Origin of the sequence: Paenibacillus sp. 2KB_22 (assembly GCF_052115745.1) — a bacterium.
Taxonomy (GTDB): domain Bacteria; phylum Bacillota; class Bacilli; order Paenibacillales; family Paenibacillaceae; genus Paenibacillus.
On the sequence record NZ_JBFRHG010000001.1, the window covers coordinates 152,624 to 170,650 of the forward strand.

Consider the following 18,027-nt stretch of genomic DNA (forward strand, 5'->3'; position numbering starts at 1 on the left):
CTGATGTTCTCCTTCAAATTAATATTTGTTGCATGAACGCACCTTTGGCCAAATCCTTAACATAGTCTCTGATATCAGGCTTCCAATGATCAATCAATACATAAAAGAGATCTTCATTCCCGGCATACAGTGCTCTCAAAGCTTCCTCATACTGAGGGAAATCACCCGCCATTGCGGTCATGAAATGATACATCGCTTCTTGAGCGGCGCGAACTTTACTTTCATTCTCACCCGTTCGGCGAGCTTCATCAATCAGTTTCCTCAATGTTACAGAAGCGCCTCCGGGTTGAGCTTTCAACCATTCCCATTGCCTGGGAAGCAGCGTAACTTCGCCAGATACTACGCCCAGCTTGGGACGACCAACCTTGCGAGCAGGCTGTTCATTTTCTTTTTCTGTTGTATCCGAAGTAGGCCCTTCCTTACTCTCGCTGCGTAATCGGTCAAGCACTTCAGCTGTGCTCCCGCTAAAATCAACGTCAACTGGTTTACCTGTCCCATCATGGAAAATAAGGACTTGTGCAAGTTGACTGTCCTCCAGGGTATCTTTGGCAATACCAACAACATGTTGTAATGAGCCCTTCACGAAGCAGGCTCGATCTATAAAAGCGGTGTAGCTGATTGGGTGTGATGAAGCTTGCATATTACCCCTCCTTCTCTGATCTTACCTTGACTCTTTAATATTACCCGGGTAAAAATATAAAGTCAATATTACCCGGGTTTAATTACTCTTTTTGAAAAACGTTAAAAAACAGCAGCCCGATAGATGGACTGCTGTTATATATAGGTGGGAATTTTATTTTTTGGAAATCAATTTTTCTCTCCATGCACTTACGCCGCCTTGAAGATTAGAGATCTGAGCGTAGCCTTGCTTGCTTAATATTTTGGCTGCACTCTTGCTGCGCATGCCACTCTGGCAGTAAAGAAAAACACGCTTGTTCTGTGGAATCTCGCTTAGTCGCTGCTTCAGTTGCGACAAGGGGATGTTGATTGCTCCCGGGATATACCCTCTTTTATATTCAGCAGGCTCGCGCACATCCACCACCATGCCTGGAGAGTTTGTTTTGATGGCCTGCCGGAATTCATCCGGTTTTAGGTTGGTCAGGCCGGTGACCGGCTTCAGTCGGGTGTATAGGAACCATACAATCAGAAGCAAAATGGCGATATTAATAACAGTGCTTATGTTCACTGGACTCTCCCTTTCTATTTATGGCAAAATAACAACCCTTCACTGCATACAACTGTCTGAATCCACGGCGTGCAAGAATGCGGGCTGCTTTTTGGCGGGATAGCCAATTCCGTGAAAAGATCATGACCTCCTGATCGGGTGACAGCTCCTTCATCCAGACTGCAGACAATCGGCCAATGGATATATTAATTGAACCCGGGATATGATCTTGCCAGTACTCGCTTGAGTCTCTGATATCCAGCATTCTGACGTTAGACCACCGTTTCTGTGACGGGTCCCAATCCTTGCTGTTCACATAGGTTAGGGAGGAGACCGGCCACAGCTGAGTGATTAGCCATAGGATACCAACTGTAGCTGCAATATACACCAGTGTCATTCATGACATCCTTTCTTCCACGTGCTTTCATTCCTGCAGTGAACAGGTCTTATCTAACCAATTGATCGTAATCTGTCCAGTTGCTAAGACCGCCTGTCATATTCACAATCTGGAACCCTTTCTCATGTAAAAGTTCACATGCCAGGCCGCTGCGGTTCCCGCTTCGGCAGATCACAATGATCTCTTGTGAGACTGGCAGCTCCTCAACTCGTTCCATCAACTGGCCTAGTGGAATATGTTTTGCCCCCTGTACATGTCCTTCTTCCCACTCAGCAACCTCCCGAACATCCAGCAGGAATAGCTGTTCCCCTTGTTTCAACTGCGATGATACCTCTTGAGGGGTAATTACTTTTGGAATTTGAAATGCCATCTCTATCCGCTCCTTTATAAAAAAATATGATGTTCACGATGTTTCTATTTATCTTCAAACCGAACATATACTGAATGTATCCATATGCCGTCTATTATCATTTTAAACATATACCCCTATGGGTATTATAACAACAGACTAGAACTTTCTCAAGTCTAGCCAGACTGTCCATTTTATTTCTGATTCTTGTACCTTGCCTATCGGCTTTTCACAAGAAGCTCCACCGCTTCCTTCACCAACTTACTCGTATCATTATTGCCAGCTTCTTGTTCAGCCTTGATACATTGTTGGAGATTATCTGCCACAATTTGTGCTAGAGCCCGGTCAGAAGCATTACGGACAGCGGACAACTGAGCAACAACCTCTTTACAAGGTTTATCTTCTTCCATTAGACGAAGTACACCGCGGACCTGTCCTTCAATTTTGCGCAAACGTGTTTTTAAGCTATCTGAATAATGATATTCCATATCCAATCTACTCTCCTTTATAGCATACCAGTATAGGTATATTATAGAGCAAAAAAGGTTAGCTTACACCTTTAAATAAATAAGTTCACCTTTCCGTTCGATGCATCACCCAGATAAGCAGCAACACCTGCATATTGCAAACCATCGAGTAACTCTTCCTGTTTTAAACCTAGAAGATCCATGGTCATGGTACAAGCAACCAGCTTCACTCCTTGTTCTTGTGCCAGTTCCATCAATTGAGGCAGGGATAAGGCATTGTGTTTTTTCATAACATGTTTAATCATTTGCGGACCCAGACCGCCAAAATTCATTTTGGAAAGACCAAGTTTGTTGGCTCCTCGTGGCATCATCCATCCAAAGGCCTTTTCCAGGAAACCTTTTTTGGTCTGGATAACCTCGTCTTTTCGAAGAGCATTCAGCCCCCAGAACGTGAAAAATATCGTTACTTCGTGATCATATGCGGCTGCTCCATTTGCAATAATAAACGCCGCAATGGCTTTATCCAGCTCCCCGCTGAATAAGACGATCGTTGATTTATCTGCCATTAATCTTCATCCCCGCTTTCTTGAATACATAAATTACAATATCTTGAGAATGTGTATCGCTCCTTTAAAGGATTGTTGACCAAACTTTCACGGCTGTCAGCGCAATCAATACAACGAGTCCATATTGAAGCACCTTGACATTGATTTTGGAACTGATTTTGGATCCCAGAGGAGCACCGATCAAACTTCCTACGACTGTATATAAAGTTGGCCATAAAGGAATATGTCCGCCAGTAAGCTTTCCGATTACCCCGCCGATGGCTGAGATAAAGACGATGGCAAGTGAAGAAGCGATGGTTGTACGTGTCGGTATTTTAAGAATGGTGAGCATGATGGGAATGAGAATGAAAGCCCCGCCTGCACCGACAATTCCCGAGACAATGCCTACGATAAACGCTGACACAACCGCGATGATTTTATTAAATTGAAGATGATCTTGTATATTATCCGAACCCCTGCGAGGAATCAGCATCAGTATAACTGCCAACAAAGCAAGAATGCCGTAGATCAGGTTAATAACATCTCCTTGAAGCAATCCCGATATATATCCTCCAATCAGACTTCCTGCCAGAATCCCGCTTCCCATATAAACAACGAGTCCCTTATGAATGACGGGCGGCTCCAGCTTTCCTTTGCTGTTTTTCTGAAATGCCAGAACGCCTGCAAGCGAAGCAAAGAAAACCTGGAACATGCTAATTGAAGAAACCTCATGAGCTGTGAAATGAGCTGCCCCGAATAGTGGAGGTACATACAGCAATAGCGGATAGTTAATAATGGCCCCACCGATCCCTAACAAACCTGAGAAAAAGGACCCGATTAAGCCAAGAGTGATCATAATGATCAACATGAGGAAATCCATAGTTCTCCTCCTTTCCCTGGCTTAATCTGAATTAAGCCAGTTTTAAACAACGCGAACATTTGTCGGCTTCCTACTGCGTGTTCGCTTTATTGTAATGATTTAGATTTTTCGAACGTAAAACGTATACACTCCATCCTTTTCCTCATGAGAAATCAATTCATGTTTCGTTTGCTTCACCCAAGCTTGAAAGTCATTCAGGGAACCTTTATCCGTAGACAGGACTTCCATGATCTGTCCGGCTTCCAGACTATCCAGTGCTTTCTTTGCTTTAACAATCGGCATAGGACATGCCAATCCTTTCGTATCCACAGTCATATCTGTTTTCATCTCATGTTCCTCCTTTTAATTGTCATGCACGGCACAGCGATTGGGACCAATTTCCATCTCACGTTGTTTATCTTCATCGGGTGTAATTTTCCCCATGTTTGTCTGCCGGATCTCCTGATACGCATTCGGTTGAGGTGGAAGATTCTTGGTCACCGTGCGACGGAAATCTTGCTCATCACCAATGTTAAGGCCCGGATTTTTTTGATACAAATCAGAAAGTTTCGCCATAACCCGGCCGCCTTCCCCGAGCTCCGTTACTTTTCCAAAGTGTGCAGGCAGGACGATAAGCTCTGAAGAAAGCTCTTTATATCGTGTATAAAGTGTTTCACGAAGATCACCTACCCAATCCTCTGCAAGACCCGCCAGATCAGGACGACCAATCGATTCAATGAACAGGATATCGCCGGTCAACAGATACTGGTTATCTATAATAAAGGATGTGCTTCCAATGGTGTGTCCGGGAGAGTAAATGGGCTGAATTTGAATCGTTGTGCTGCCGACCGTGATATCACGCCCTTCTTCAAGCTTCTCATAATTAAAAGTAACTTCTGTTGCATCTTTTGGAGGCAGCCAATAAGTGGCACCCGTATTCTCAGCTAATTTTCGTCCGCCTGAAATATGATCGGCATGCAGGTGTGTATCCAGTGTGTGTTTAATTTGTACTCCTTGCTCTCTTGCAAACTGTTCAAACACTTCCGTCATCCGCAGGGTGTCAATCACTGCGGCTTCTCCCCCCGAAATAACCATATAAGACAAACAGCCTTTCCCAACTCTTACGAACTGAAACAATGAACCTCCATCCTTTAATTCCCCAACTTTGACGGGTTCCAGATGTTCACTCCATGATTTCATGCCGCCTTGAAGGTAAGAGACGTTGCTTCTGCCAGCTTCAATAATTTGTTCTGCCACAAATTTGGAAGAGCCTTCCTTTGCACAAACAACAAGCAATTTTTTCCCATCAGGAATCTTGTCGAGTGCATCATCAACGCCGTCTAACAGATCAAAATAAGGAATGTTCAGAATATCTACACCGTAGCCTTCAATCTTCCAATCGTTAAAATCTGTTTCATTCCGAACATCAAGGATAAATATCTCTTCTTTAGCCAAGACAATAGTAGTTAGTTCCTTTGCCGTCATTATTCTTAATTCCATTGCTAGTTTCCCCTTTCATCCTGCAAGCTCATTAGAACGACAATGTAACATTGGCATCCTTCGCAAAATCTAGAAAAGTGACTGCTCCGCCGACCTCAATCCCATCGATAAAGTCTTCTTTAGTCAGGTTCATTACATCCATCGTCATTTGACAAGCTATAATCTTGACTCCCAACTCCTGAGCCATTTCTACGAGCTGCGGAATAGATGGAACATTTGCATTTGTAAAGCCTTCAGCAATATGTTCAGCTCCTGCCGGGAGAGGCAGCTGGTGATGGGCTTGTTTATGAATCAAGTTCAATCCTTCAAATGTGAAGAAAATGGCAACCTCTGCTTCAGTTGCTGCTGAAGCGGTAGCAATATTAAACACTTTGTATGCATCGAACATTCCACCATTGCTTGCAATAATAGCCACTTTTGTACTCATTGTTATTACCTCCGATTTTTTTATTGTTATTTATTTTTCTGTTGGCCCTGTCCAGCCAGTCATGCCTGGCTCTACATTATTTACTTTTTTGAATCCTTTTTCGGTAAGAAATTGACAAGCCAGATCACTACGATTACCGGTTCGGCATACGACATAAATATCATCTTCCTGATTAAGCTCCTGGATTCGGTTCTCGAGTTCACCAAGCGGAATAGAAATGGCTCCCGCAATTCGATTAAATGCATATTCAGCAGGTTCACGTACATCCAGTACAGTCACCTTTTCATGATCTGCAAGTTTTTTCTGCAATTCATCAGTTGAAATCACATGTGGATGCTTCTTCTCTTCTTTGGTTTCGGTCGCACTCGCTTTGCGAACATAATGTTTAAGAACGTCATTATCCTCTAATGTTCCCAGATAATGATGACCTGTATTTTTGGCCCAGCCCTGGATGTCCGCGAGAGAACCCTTATCTGTAGCTTGTATTTCAATAACTTGACCAGTATCAAGTTGATCGATAGCCTTTTTCGTTCTTACGATTGGCATAGGACAAGCTAGCCCCTTGCAATCAATGGTTTGATCTACTTTAATTTCGGACACTGTAACAACCTCCTCCAATATGGTTATGAATAAGACAAGCCTTGGAACAGAGCAAAAAATGATATGTTTTTCTTCAGAAATTGCTCTGCACTCAGTTATAAACAGGAGATTAACCATAATACGTATACCCCTATGGGTATAATACAAAGATCGTTTGTTTTTGTCAACACTTCACTAGATAGGAGATATCACTTAAATTCTGGGATAAAGGTTCGGAATATATAAAAAACCAACCACTTAGGCGGTTGGCTGTTCTCTACTCCGATATTCTGAAAAAATCTGTCACTTGGGGTTTTACAAATCGATATAACTGACCGCAATTGAACCAGGACCTGTGTGCGAGCCGATAACACAACCGCCCTCAATAAGAATAATATCTTTAAAGTGATTCGTTTGTATCAGAGATGCATACAGTTTATCCGTCATTTTCTCTGCAAAGGTTTGAGCGATAATAAGTACGTTTGGACAAATCTCATCTTTACGGCTAACGATTTTTTGTACAACTCCGTCGAGAGCCTTTTCCATTTTCCCGCGATACTTCCGAATAGAGCGCACTTCTCCCTGAATAATATTCAGCACAGGACGGACTTTAAGGACATTCCCGATCAAATGCTGTAAACTGCTCACTCGTCCACCCTTATACAGATAATCCAGACGGTCCACTAATACCTCAATATTAACCTTCTCTCGTACATTCTCAATATCCTTGATCACATGTTCAAGCGAATAGCCCTCTTCAAGTGCTCTGGCCGCACGTACCACCAGCATGGCATAGCTTGCAGACAGGTGCATGGAATCCACGATATGAACCTGCCCATGGCGCAGCTCGGATGCTGCAATATGTGCATTCTGGTTAGTGGAAGACACCTTGGATGACATGCTGATATATAAGATTTGTTTGCCTTCTTTGAGCGCTTTTTCAAAATAATGAATGAAATCAGCTGGGGATGGCGCAGCCGTTTTGGGAATGATGCCCTCTTCATCTGAACGACGATACAATTCTCCAGTCATGATATCTATATTATCTTTGTACGATTGAGCGCCCATAACGACATATAAAGGTACAACGCTGATATCGTACTGATCAAGCAGTTCCTTTGATAAATCTGAAGTGCTATCCACCATTAATTTAATATTCGAAGGCATTTCCATAGCTGCATCCGTCCAATCTCTTCGTATTTTGTGAAAATATAAAAACTTAAATTATCATTTGATATAAAAGTATATCACTTTATGGTGTGAGTCAACTTTCCTGTGAGAAGCACAGAAAAGTTGATGTCGATATTTACTCCCCGTATGTCCTTCAATTCATCTGGGGAACCGGTATTCCCCATCCCTGAAACCAAAAAGACGCTAAAACAAATTATAGATATTATTAAAAGTTAGAACTACTGGAACAGCATTTCGGCTGTGATCGCCGCTAAAATAATTAGCGGCCTTCTATAGGCTTTCCCCCATTCCCCTGCTCAATGGCCTACATACAATACATTAGACTAATGAACAGGAGTGATGTGATATGACATTTTTACCTCCTTTTGGACCTGGTGGAGGGTTTGGTGGACCTGGGTTTCCCGGAGGACCAGGAGGACCAGGAGGACCAGGAGGACCGGGTGGAATGCCTGGTCCGCCATCGTTTCCCGGGGGTGGAGGCGGCGGACCACAAGGCGTGCAGGCACCTACCGGACCGCCACCATCATTCATTCCACAGCAATCCGCTTCGTTATTTGCGGTTGATCCAAGAGCCATATCCGGCTGTCTGTTTCGCTACACATATATTTGGCCGGATCGTGGTCCCGGCTTCTGGATGTACCCGGTATTTGTAGGTAGAAATTCGGTGGCTGGCTTCCGCTGGAATGGATTCTTCTGGCTATACACCGGCATTGATCTGCAGCGAATCAGTTCTTTTAGCTGTTTCTAGAAGTAATCCCCCTGTATGCGGATCAATCTGCATACAGGGGGATTTAGATTTATGGAGGATTCCCCTAGTATAGAGCAACTGCGACGAAACGTAAAAAAAAGAGGGGCTCTCGCCCCTCTTCTCGCTTACTGACACAGGCATTGGATAAGAATCACTATCCCACCAGCAGTTAAGGTCTCATCGTTGAACGCAGACGAATTAAAGCAACTTAATCAGCTTTTCTAGCTCATCTACCAAACTTTTTGCAAGTTCAAAATTAGTATCTTTTAAAGCCAATTCGATTTTCATTTCAACAGACTTTTTCTTTTGTTCCGTTTCTAGATAGTCTTCATTAAAATGACTCGTATAAATCATCTCTCTAAATTCTTGTATACTCATTTTAGTAATCGTCTTGTCTTCAATAATCAAAACATAATCCATACCATTTACAACAGAATAGAAATCATGAGAAATCATGAGAATCGCACCTTTGTACTCCTCAATAGCTTTCTCCAATGCGATTTGTGTATAGATGTCTAAATGGCTTGTCGGTTCATCAAGAAGCAATACGTTGGCATGACTGGCAGCAACTTTAGCCAATTGAAGCATGTTCTTTTCTCCACCAGATAAAGACTCTATCTTTTGATCAAGGATTTCTCCTTCGAAGCCATAGTGCAAAAGATGCGATCTAATCTCATCATACGTTTGAAACCCTGCATCAATAAAGTCGTTTAGTATGGTGTTCGAATCCTTGAGCATTTCGCCTTGAAACTGAGATAAATAAGCCAATGTAGCATCAGCATTTATTTCAATAGAATCCTGATTATTTTGGAAGATTTCGCGGAGTAACGTCGTTTTCCCGGTACCGTTTGGACCGATCAGGGCTACTTTATCTGTCGATTTGATCTCAAAGTTCACATTTTTCAAAAGTAATTCGTCAAAGGAAACGCTATAGTTATTGACGTTAACCACAACGGTGTCTTCCATTTCCTTTTCAATGCCAAAACGGATATTCGGCTGCTTGATATCAACAAAGGGCTCTTTAATTCGACGTGCTTCCAAGCGCTCTTGAAACCTAACTCTGGCTTTTAGCGCTCTGCCTCTGGAGGCTTCCGAATTATACGTAGCGATCTCTCTAAGATTGTCGATGATGTGGTCGTATCTCTCAATTTCTTCAGCTTCAGCAACCGCAATTTCTTGTAACTCGATCTTAGTCTGAAGCAGTGAGAAGTTATAGTCGATGTATCGCCCGTCAAACTCTTGGATCTCCGTGTTTTCAAGGTGTATTATTTTATTGAAACAATGATTCAAAAGATAGCGATTGTGCGTAACAACGAGCAGCATTCCCTTGTGGGAATTAATCAATTTTTTAAGTGCATTCAGGTTTTCAAAGTCTAGAAATACATCGGGTTCGTCCATGATCATTAAGTCTGGACGATTCAGCATTTCCTTCATTACTTGAATAAGTTTGAATTCCCCGCCGCTTAATTCGGATACATCAAGGTCTTTTAGCTTCATGAGGTTGGCCAGATTTAGCTGTTTATTAATGGTGTTTTCAAAATTATCTCCATCCATCGCCTGGAAGGCATCCAAAGCCAATTGAACCTTTTCCAGCAGCGAATCCATATCCGATGTCGTTGCCATTTCCGCATAAAGGGCTGTGATTTCATCTTGTATCTTGATGAATTCTTCTCCGATATATTCAAAAACAGTCATTTCTTTCGTGTTATCGACTTGCGAGAACTGACTCACATACCCGATTTTGCAATCGGGGTCTATCTCTAACTTGCCATCGAACAGATATCTTTCCGGATCCATCAATATATCGATCAGTGTACTTTTCCCACTGCCACTTGTTCCTATAAAAGCGCAATGTTGCGCCTCTTCAAGCGTAAATGAAATGTCTTGATATAGTTCCTTTTGCGGGAACGAGAAGGATAAGTTTTCAACTTTTATCATCGTGTTACCTTTCTTTATAACTAAATTGGTGATTATTATTAAATAATTTGTCGAACACAGACTTTTAGAGTAACACTGTTTACCACCAAGCACAATCCATTTGTAGCCCTTACCCTCACTTCAAAACTACGATATTGAACATTTTGTTGAAGAAATTGACTGAAGTTAATGAAAAGTGTCATTTCTCCACTGCTTTTTATGAAAATTATAAGGTTAAACAGATATACTTCTCAGTTACGGTCATTGCTAAAAAGACCATTATCCAGGATAATGGTCAACCTTTGAATTGTTATTTGATTGTATACACAAACAAGTTTACTTTTTCTCGAAAGACTAGGGGATACCACGTCCCATATCTTTGATCAGTATATCTACATCTTTAGCCTTATTGTGTATGACCATCAAGTGTTTTAGCTTTTGAATTCGATAATGATTAATATGTTGCACTTGTCATTGATCATTTATATCCCGACCAATCAACGCTATGATTGTTGTTTTTGATAAGCGTGCATTGCCGTTTGAAATTGATCTAATGCTTCTTGATATTTGAGTCGATCCTTATCATTAGATGCAAGTTGCTTTCGCATGATTAAATCATCTTGTAATTGTTTCACTAACTCCGTAATTTGATCTTTTGGACTTGAATTTGCAGGCTTGGGCAAAGAAGCTGTACCTGTCTGAACAGAGAGTTCTCTCTTCCCATCCACCTGACCAATTGAAACTTGATCCAGAGTCAAATTAAGCTTGCGAAGTTCTTTTCTTACCCACTCTTCGCTCAATCCTGCTGCTTTTAAAGTGTCTGGCAAGACATGCCCATCCATGATGATCGTACTAGGCTCTTTTTCAGTAGAAATATGGTAGCCTAATAAGTCGGCTGTGAGTGGCTGATATTCCTTCTTTAACATCACACTGATGTCTCCACTTTGTTCCATGACTGCAAACTCAACATCGGCAACTCTAAACACATCTTTTTTTCGAAGTTGTTCCAGAAATTCATCGATCGTCAATCGTTCTTTCCTTAGTGCCTTTTCAATTACTGTTCCATTCTCAATGAGAATCGTTGATTTTCCATCTACAACATCACGAAACTTTTTACTTTTCAACGTAAAATACTCGGCCCCTGCTGACACGGAAACCCATACAAAAAGTGCGATAAATCCCAAATACCACTTTGTATCTGTATCTAACGAAATATAACCAATCAAATTTCCTAGAGTTATACCTGTTATATACTCAAACAAGGATAATTCAGAAATTTGGCGCTTGCCTAGAATTTTGGTGATGATGAACAGGATTGTTACGGCAGATAATGTTCGAAATGCGACTTCTAACCATTCTGGCACGTTGAGATGTTCCTTTCTCTTTGAGCGTAAGGTGCTGGGGTAATCATTATTAAAGGTTATAATTACCATGAGTTTAAGATTATATGCAAAGAACAGTTATTTCTGCCCGATGCTCCTAATTCTGATTGGATACAGACAGAAATTATCGAGAACATATTTAGTAAAAAAACAACGGATAAGTTAATTTCGGTTGTTTTACTTTTTCTTTAACCAGACCCAAAAATTCTCAACATAAATATTCTCAGGTCAACAAATCATATTGGAGCAATATCAATCACATTCCATATAAGGAGGAATTCAACATGAAGAAGACAAGCCTAACTGCAATTGCTGCTTGCATGCTGTTAGCTGCAACTGCTGCTTCTGCATCCGCCGCGACAGAGCCTATGCACAAAATGGAAAAATCCATGCATAAAGCTGAACACAAAATGCATATGAAAGCGAAGCATGAAGAACACAAACTGCATATGAAAGCCAAAAAAGAGGAGCATAAACTGCACAAGAACGCTGTAGGCGAAGAGCATAAACTCCGCGCTAAAAGTGTTAAGCCTCACGCATTGCCAAAATCCGGATACGGCGGCGTAAGCGAGTAATCCACTAACATAAAGGACAAAGAGCACCATTCTTTGTCCTTTATGAACATTTGAGGTTGATAAACGATGATAAAACGCTCTCATATATTAACGCTAATGCTTATAGCTTTGGTTATAACTACCATCTATAGCTGGAATAAGATCTTAAGCGCACCTGGATTGTCTACTACTCCATCCCATCAGGAGGCGTTTCAGACACGTGTTAAAGAGAACTCCAAAATAAATAATATTGCTTCCTCCTTTAAACCGGTTCGAATATGTATACCTACAGTCCATCTCAGTGCAAAGGTTATTCCTGTCGACTTGCAACCGGATGGACGGCTGGGTGTGCCTAAGTCCAGTGAGGTGGCCGGTTACTTTGAGAACGGTGTAAAGCTAGGTGAACCAGGAAATGCACTTATTGCGGGCCATGTTGATAATTACAAAGGTCCAGGCATATTTTACCCACTGAAAAAGTTGGAGCCGGATTCAATGGTGCTTCTATTCGATGCGAATCACCAAGTTCTGATCTATCGCGTGGAGCAAGTTGAGTCGTATTTCACCAAAGAGGCGCCTCTTGACCGTATCTTTGGCGATACGAATGAATACCGCCTCAATCTGATCACGTGCACGGGGATCTATAATCGGGACAAAAAAGAGCATGAACAACGTTTAGTGGTGTATACGCGGTTGGTACAATAAATGGACAGAGAAAAGGAGAACGTAATGCCTTTGCGTCGATATATCGTAAATGTGGTTTTAATGTCATTAGTCTTCTTTTTATGTGAAACACCCTCTTTGTCCGCTGACACACCGAATTATGCAGATGTGTCCAAACAGGAAATAGAAACATTTATAAACCATTTGTTTAATGAACGTTCTTACCATTTGGTTCATCCGGACCTTTCACTCAGCACATATTACGATACAGATTCCAAGGGTGGTAGGCATGCTTTAGCAGTTCAAAACAATCGGGCAACGTATTTACACGAGTGGGCGGATAAACGCGAAATGGCTATTACGGAAAGCCAATCCAGGGTGCGTATTCGAGGAATAAAGTTTCGAGGTGAGCAAGTAAAGCTTACGTTAGGACACTCACAGAAAATTACGTACGCATATCATGACAATCCATTGGTTAAGCAATGGTTTGGTTTTGGAACCTGGCATGTCATGACATTGGTCAAAAAAGATCATCGCTGGATGGTTTCCAAAGAGTGGTTCCTTGATCCACTGGAGGAAAATCCGAAAAAGATTCCTACTGGCCGTCCCCCACTTCCGCCTTCTCCACGCAGTACTATATCTAATCAACGTTATGATCGTGAACGCGCAGTCGCCTATGCCGATAAATATGCTGGTCTTGCTTGGGGAGCCGGTAATGAAGGGAAATACAACGGCAAATATAAGAATTATAATCATTTGGGCGGAGATTGTACCAATTTTGCCTCACAGGTTTTGGGTGACCCTAAGGAAGGGGGAGGTCTTAACATGAGAGGTCCCTGGAGATACCATTATAATAGCGGCGGTACACGAACATGGGTACAAACGGATGCCTTTAAGCATTTTTTGCTACACAGCGGTTATGGTCAACGAATTGCATTAGGTCACTACGAAGATCTGGTCAAATCCACGGACAAGCATCCACACAGTGCCATGTGGGAACTGGCTTCAGGGGACTTGATTGCACATGTGATGCACAACGATGTAGACCATTTTTCTATCGTTACCGGCTTTGATGATCATGGGTACCCCCTTGTAAACTCTCATACAGCGGACCGTTACAGAGCTCCTTTTGATCTGGGCTGGGATAATCAAACTCAGTATCTGCTCATTCACATTAAAGATTAGTTGCTTTTTGTCTCTACAGTACTTCGTTTCCTTCCCTGCTCATATACTTTGAGTGGACATGTTGGCTGGAAGGAGATTGAAGCAATGCACAAGTCGTCATTCTTTCGACAAACGGGTACCAGATTAGGTGCCATTGCATTAACCAAAAGCATTGGGCTTATGGGGCGGGTGGTGCTGACTCGAATCATCGGCGCCGAAGGTATCGGTTTATTTCAAATAGCCTATGCTTATTTGGGTTTCGTTTTGATGCTGGTTACGAGCGGTTTCCCAACCGCTCTGGCTATATATACAGCAGGAAAAAGAAATTTGGGTTGGGTATGGTTCAAGAGATTGACCGTTTGGGTCTTATCAGTGGGATTAATCGCTTTTATACTGACACTCGGATTTGCTGAGCAAATCTCACATATCATTGGGAACCCTAATAGTTATTATTTTATTCGTGCTCTCGCACCGGCACTTGTCATTGTGCCGCTACTTGCTCTATTTCGCGGATACCTTCAAGGGCTAGAACAGTATGAAGCTATCGCATTTTCAGAGGTCGTCGAGCAGTTAATTCGAGTCACTGTTATGCTGACGTTATGTGTTCTTTTATTGCCCCAAGGCGGGATGTTTGCAGGAGGCATAAGCATGCTCGGGACTAGCTTTGGTGGGATTGCCGCTTTTGTAATACTTCTTATCTTCTATATTAGAAATATAAAGATCCCTATTTATAAAGCCGCTCCTGTATCCTCACCTCAGGGGGAGGGGAAGTGGTTTGTTCAAAGTTCCCTTGCCATCTGTCTTACACGGCTGCTCATTCCGTTCTCAGATATGGCCGATGCACTGATTATACCTGCAAGACTGCAAAGTGCAGGGTATTCTTCACATGAGGCGACCGCCATGTTTGGCATGCTTACAGGCATGGCTCTTCTGATTGCCTATATGCCAACAATGGTCACCGCAGCTATTTCCCATACAATGACTATGAAGTTAGCTTCAGCCTGGATAGAGCAACAAGGCCATTTATTTCGGAGCTACAGCCTGAAGGCCATACGATATGCGTGGTCTTGGGGGATCGTCTCCACCCTTTTTTTAGTGGTACACGCTGAAGAACTGGCTTTAATCATATTTGGTTCCACAGAAGCTGGTAGCCTGATCAGAGGATTATCAGTAATTCCCCTCATTGTAGGCGTAAGAGAAATTACAACCAGTATCCTGTGGGCTCAAGAACAAAAAAAAGTCACGTTTATCGCCACCGTCATCGGAATCATTTTTGCTATAGGCTGTCATTACTTCCTCATTCCTGTCCCGTACATACAACTGAATGGAGCAGTTTTAGGTATTCTGTTGATGGAGCTGATTGTACTTGTTGCCAATGTTTTTGCTCTTCGGTCCTTGTTGCACTCTATGCAAATTGGCAGAATGGCGGCTTCTACTCTACTCCTCTTACTTGCAGGTATTCCACTAGGTTACTTCATTCGTAGCTGTAGTCACAACTGGCTCCCAGGCACATTTGGTGAAGTATCAGGAATGGTGATATACGGGGCTTATCTGCTACTTGTTCACATACGGATGAATAAACAGATATAAGGCTTTGCTTTCTAAAAACCTAGGAGATTTGTCACGTTGACTAATTAACGATTCTTCATTTATAATTCGGACATTGAGAGCCAAGCAGACACTGCTTGCCATGTAAGCCTGAACTATAGATCTGTAAACAAACTCAACAGTGAAAGATGTGAGGAATTATGAGTAAACAAAAGTTATACTACGGTAAAGATATCGAGGTCATGTTTAATTCGGATGTCTGCATTCATTCCGGGATTTGCGTAAAGGGCCTCCCTGCTGTTTTTGATTTAAGCAAGCGTCCTTGGATTGATCCTGATGGTGAGACTTCGGAGGCCATTGCCCGGCATATCGACACATGTCCAAGCGGAGCATTGACGTACAAGCTTGTGAACGATGAATACTCAACAAAGAAAGAGGATGAACATGCATAATGTAGAACATGAAGTTGCCAATAAAAGATTCCTTATTCAAGATAACGGCGACATTGCTGCGGTGATGACGTATGTAAGCTCAAGTCCAGAACTATACATTATTGATCACACATTGGTCGAAAATGCATATAGAGGACAAGGGCTTGGCGATGAACTTATCAAAGCTATGGTGGAATACGCGCGGGAAAAGGGTATTAAGATTTTACCTTTATGCCCTTTTGCTAAGGGACGTTTCGAACGTATCTCCGAATACGCGGATGTTCTCCATCAATAAAACGAACATTCTCCGCTGAATTTCATGTGGCTAACAAATGTAACGGTTTATTGGCGAATTTTGATACTCCTGCCAAACAACAATAAAAAGCGTCTATATCATTCAAACCATGATATAGACGCTTTTTTACGTTTCCTGCTTATACTTTATTGCTTAATCCAACAATGGTTTCAAACGGTCGCAACACCAGTGGCAGTAAACCTTTCTCATAGTTGGTAAGCCAGATCTCTGAAAAGTTGAGGCCAAGCTCAGCTTCCTCAAGCTCCACGATGTGTTCAGTAAGATTGATGACGACCAGCACCTGTTGGTCTGCCAGTGTACGCGTATATGCATATACACTCAGATGATCCGGCATAAGAAGTTCATAGGTCCCATAAGTCAACGTATCGTGTTTTTTTCGCAGCTGAATCATTTGTTTGTAAAAGTGAAGGATGGAACGTGGTTCCTGAAGTTGTTTCTCTACATTAATATTGACGTAGTTTTTATTTACCTTCAGCCATGGCGTTCCGGTGGTAAACCCGGCCTGTTTGGACGAAGACCACTGCATCGGCGTTCTGGAATTATCGCGACTTGAAGCCCAGATGATGTTCATGATCTCCTCATGCGACATCCCCTCTTCGCGTTTGATCTGATACATATTCCGATCAGCGATGTCGTTATAATCTTCTATAGATGGGTAAGCCACGTTGGTCATGCCTATTTCTTGCCCTTGATATATGAAAGGCGTACCTTGCATGAAAAAGTACATGGCACCAAGCGCAGTGGCACTTTCATACCAATAAGCACTGTCATTTCCCCAAGATGAAACTTTGCGGGGCTGATCATGATTTTCAATAAACAAAGCATTCCAACCGACGTTTTCCAGGGATTTCTGCCACTTGGTCAAGACGTTTTTCAATTTGAGGATATCCAGTTCTCTGTCCGTGCTGTTTTTCCAAAGGTCAAGATGTTCGAATTGGAAAACCATATTAAATTTCCCTCTGACTTCACAGATCCAATCCAGCAGATCCTCCTGGTCTTCTACCTTTACTCCGTTCGCTTCCCCAACAGTCACGACGTCATATCTGGATAAAGTGTTCTCTTTCATTTCTTGCAGATAACTCTGGATTCCCTTGACATTCATGTGCTTTTCAAAAGAGGAGATGTACTTGACGCCTTCTCGGATTGGCATATCCAAGAGGCCCTCTTCTTTGTGAATATGGCTGATTGCATCAACACGGAAACCATCAATCCCTTTATCCAGCCACCAATTCATCATTTCATATATTGATTTACGAACATCTTTGTTTGCCCAATTCAAATCCGGTTGTTTTTTGGAGAACAGATGGAGATAGTACTGTCCGGAGACTTTATCATATTCCCAAGCAGAACCGCCAAAGATGCTCTCCCAGTTGTTCGGTTCGTCCCCATTCTTCCCATCTCTCCAGATGTACCAATCTCGTTTGGGATTATCCAGTGAAGCTCTGGATTCAATAAACCACGGGTGTTCGTCACTTGTATGATTGATTACCAAGTCCATAATGAGTTTCATGCCACGGTGATGCACTTCATGCAGTAATTGATCAAAGTCCGCCATCGTGCCGAATTCATCCATAATGGAACAGTAATCACTGATGTCATAACCATTATCATCGTTAGGTGACTTATACATCGGACAGATCCATATCAGATCAATACCGAGATCTTGAATGTAATCCAGTTTGGATATGATCCCCTTGATGTCACCAACCCCATCTCCGTTGGAATCCATAAAACTTCTCGGATAGATTTGATAAGCTACTGCTTCTTTCCACCATACTCTTTTCATTGAATACAATCCTTCTTTCTTGAGAACTGAACATTATATAAC

Annotated in this window: 22 protein-coding genes; 7 read left to right on the forward strand and 15 right to left on the reverse strand. The window is 42.2% G+C overall.

Features of this window, described 5'->3' with window-relative positions:
* Positions 1–13: 13 nt before the first annotated feature.
* From AB4111_RS00645 to AB4111_RS00700, 12 genes are all read right to left on the reverse strand, one after another.
* On the reverse strand, positions 14–640 hold the full coding sequence (locus AB4111_RS00645; protein WP_442029562.1) for a DUF2239 family protein: 627 nt from the start codon (positions 638–640) through the stop codon (positions 14–16).
* A 153-nt stretch (positions 641–793) separates the two neighbouring features.
* On the reverse strand, positions 794–1,186 hold the full coding sequence (locus AB4111_RS00650) for a rhodanese-like domain-containing protein (protein ID WP_442029564.1): 393 nt from the start codon (positions 1,184–1,186) through the stop codon (positions 794–796).
* Positions 1,164–1,562 (reverse strand): rhodanese-like domain-containing protein, encoded by a 399-nt coding sequence (locus tag AB4111_RS00655; protein ID WP_442029566.1) that lies wholly within the window; start codon positions 1,560–1,562, stop codon positions 1,164–1,166. The genes AB4111_RS00650 and AB4111_RS00655 overlap by 23 nt, the downstream gene beginning before the upstream one ends.
* A gap of 49 nt (positions 1,563–1,611) precedes the next feature.
* A complete protein-coding gene (locus tag AB4111_RS00660; protein ID WP_442029568.1) occupies positions 1,612–1,932 on the reverse strand; it encodes a rhodanese-like domain-containing protein in 321 nt (106 codons plus the stop codon).
* 197 nt (positions 1,933–2,129) lie between these two features.
* The gene (locus AB4111_RS00665) at positions 2,130–2,399 is read right to left on the reverse strand and encodes a metal-sensitive transcriptional regulator (RefSeq protein WP_339233656.1); all 270 of its coding nucleotides are present in this window, start codon (positions 2,397–2,399) and stop codon (positions 2,130–2,132) included.
* 71 nt (positions 2,400–2,470) lie between these two features.
* Positions 2,471–2,944, reverse strand: coding sequence for a DsrE/DsrF/DrsH-like family protein (locus tag AB4111_RS00670; protein WP_339233654.1), 474 nt, complete (start codon positions 2,942–2,944; stop codon positions 2,471–2,473).
* 64 nt (positions 2,945–3,008) lie between these two features.
* Entirely contained in the window at positions 3,009–3,803 is a 795-nt protein-coding gene (locus AB4111_RS00675) for a sulfite exporter TauE/SafE family protein (protein ID WP_442029571.1), read from the reverse strand.
* Between the two features lie 99 nt (positions 3,804–3,902).
* A complete protein-coding gene (locus tag AB4111_RS00680) occupies positions 3,903–4,130 on the reverse strand; it encodes a sulfurtransferase TusA family protein (RefSeq protein ID WP_339233650.1) in 228 nt (75 codons plus the stop codon).
* 15 nt (positions 4,131–4,145) lie between these two features.
* Entirely contained in the window at positions 4,146–5,282 is a 1,137-nt protein-coding gene (locus AB4111_RS00685) for an MBL fold metallo-hydrolase (protein WP_442029573.1), read from the reverse strand.
* Between the two features lie 31 nt (positions 5,283–5,313).
* Positions 5,314–5,709 (reverse strand): DsrE/DsrF/DrsH-like family protein, encoded by a 396-nt coding sequence (locus tag AB4111_RS00690; protein ID WP_339233646.1) that lies wholly within the window; start codon positions 5,707–5,709, stop codon positions 5,314–5,316.
* 30 nt (positions 5,710–5,739) lie between these two features.
* Positions 5,740–6,309, reverse strand: a complete 570-nt coding sequence (locus tag AB4111_RS00695) for a sulfurtransferase TusA family protein (RefSeq protein ID WP_442029575.1) — start codon at positions 6,307–6,309, stop codon at positions 5,740–5,742.
* A 294-nt stretch (positions 6,310–6,603) separates the two neighbouring features.
* Complete coding sequence (locus tag AB4111_RS00700; protein WP_442029577.1) at positions 6,604–7,461, reverse strand: DegV family protein; 858 nt, start codon at positions 7,459–7,461, stop codon at positions 6,604–6,606.
* A gap of 364 nt (positions 7,462–7,825) precedes the next feature.
* Here AB4111_RS00700 and AB4111_RS00705 point away from each other — a divergent pair, with 364 nt between their 5' ends.
* Complete coding sequence (locus tag AB4111_RS00705) at positions 7,826–8,227, forward strand: collagen-like protein (protein WP_442029579.1); 402 nt, start codon at positions 7,826–7,828, stop codon at positions 8,225–8,227.
* Between the two features lie 198 nt (positions 8,228–8,425).
* Here AB4111_RS00705 and AB4111_RS00710 read toward each other — a convergent pair whose 3' ends face one another.
* Positions 8,426–10,165, reverse strand: a complete 1,740-nt coding sequence (locus AB4111_RS00710) for an ABC-F family ATP-binding cassette domain-containing protein (protein ID WP_442029581.1) — start codon at positions 10,163–10,165, stop codon at positions 8,426–8,428.
* Between the two features lie 482 nt (positions 10,166–10,647).
* On the reverse strand, positions 10,648–11,508 hold the full coding sequence (locus AB4111_RS00715; protein WP_442029583.1) for a DUF421 domain-containing protein: 861 nt from the start codon (positions 11,506–11,508) through the stop codon (positions 10,648–10,650).
* A 302-nt stretch (positions 11,509–11,810) separates the two neighbouring features.
* Here AB4111_RS00715 and AB4111_RS00720 point away from each other — a divergent pair, with 302 nt between their 5' ends.
* The 6 genes from AB4111_RS00720 (at position 11,811) to AB4111_RS00745 (ending at position 16,178) form a co-directional block, all read left to right on the forward strand.
* The gene (locus AB4111_RS00720; protein WP_442029585.1) at positions 11,811–12,101 is read left to right on the forward strand and encodes a hypothetical protein; all 291 of its coding nucleotides are present in this window, start codon (positions 11,811–11,813) and stop codon (positions 12,099–12,101) included.
* Positions 12,102–12,167: 66 nt separating this feature from the next.
* A complete protein-coding gene (locus tag AB4111_RS00725; RefSeq protein ID WP_442029587.1) occupies positions 12,168–12,782 on the forward strand; it encodes a class F sortase in 615 nt (204 codons plus the stop codon).
* A gap of 309 nt (positions 12,783–13,091) precedes the next feature.
* Positions 13,092–13,925 carry an amidase domain-containing protein gene (locus tag AB4111_RS00730; RefSeq protein WP_442029589.1) on the forward strand — a complete coding sequence of 278 codons (834 nt, stop codon included), beginning with the start codon at positions 13,092–13,094 and terminating at the stop codon, positions 13,923–13,925.
* 84 nt (positions 13,926–14,009) lie between these two features.
* Positions 14,010–15,494, forward strand: coding sequence for an oligosaccharide flippase family protein (locus tag AB4111_RS00735; RefSeq protein WP_442029591.1), 1,485 nt, complete (start codon positions 14,010–14,012; stop codon positions 15,492–15,494).
* A 158-nt stretch (positions 15,495–15,652) separates the two neighbouring features.
* On the forward strand, positions 15,653–15,904 hold the full coding sequence (locus tag AB4111_RS00740; protein ID WP_442029593.1) for a (4Fe-4S)-binding protein: 252 nt from the start codon (positions 15,653–15,655) through the stop codon (positions 15,902–15,904).
* Positions 15,897–16,178, forward strand: coding sequence for a GNAT family N-acetyltransferase (locus tag AB4111_RS00745; protein ID WP_442029595.1), 282 nt, complete (start codon positions 15,897–15,899; stop codon positions 16,176–16,178). The genes AB4111_RS00740 and AB4111_RS00745 overlap by 8 nt, the downstream gene beginning before the upstream one ends.
* A gap of 139 nt (positions 16,179–16,317) precedes the next feature.
* Here AB4111_RS00745 and AB4111_RS00750 read toward each other — a convergent pair whose 3' ends face one another.
* Complete coding sequence (locus AB4111_RS00750; RefSeq protein WP_442029597.1) at positions 16,318–17,985, reverse strand: glycoside hydrolase family 13 protein; 1,668 nt, start codon at positions 17,983–17,985, stop codon at positions 16,318–16,320.
* Positions 17,986–18,027: the final 42 nt, after the last annotated feature.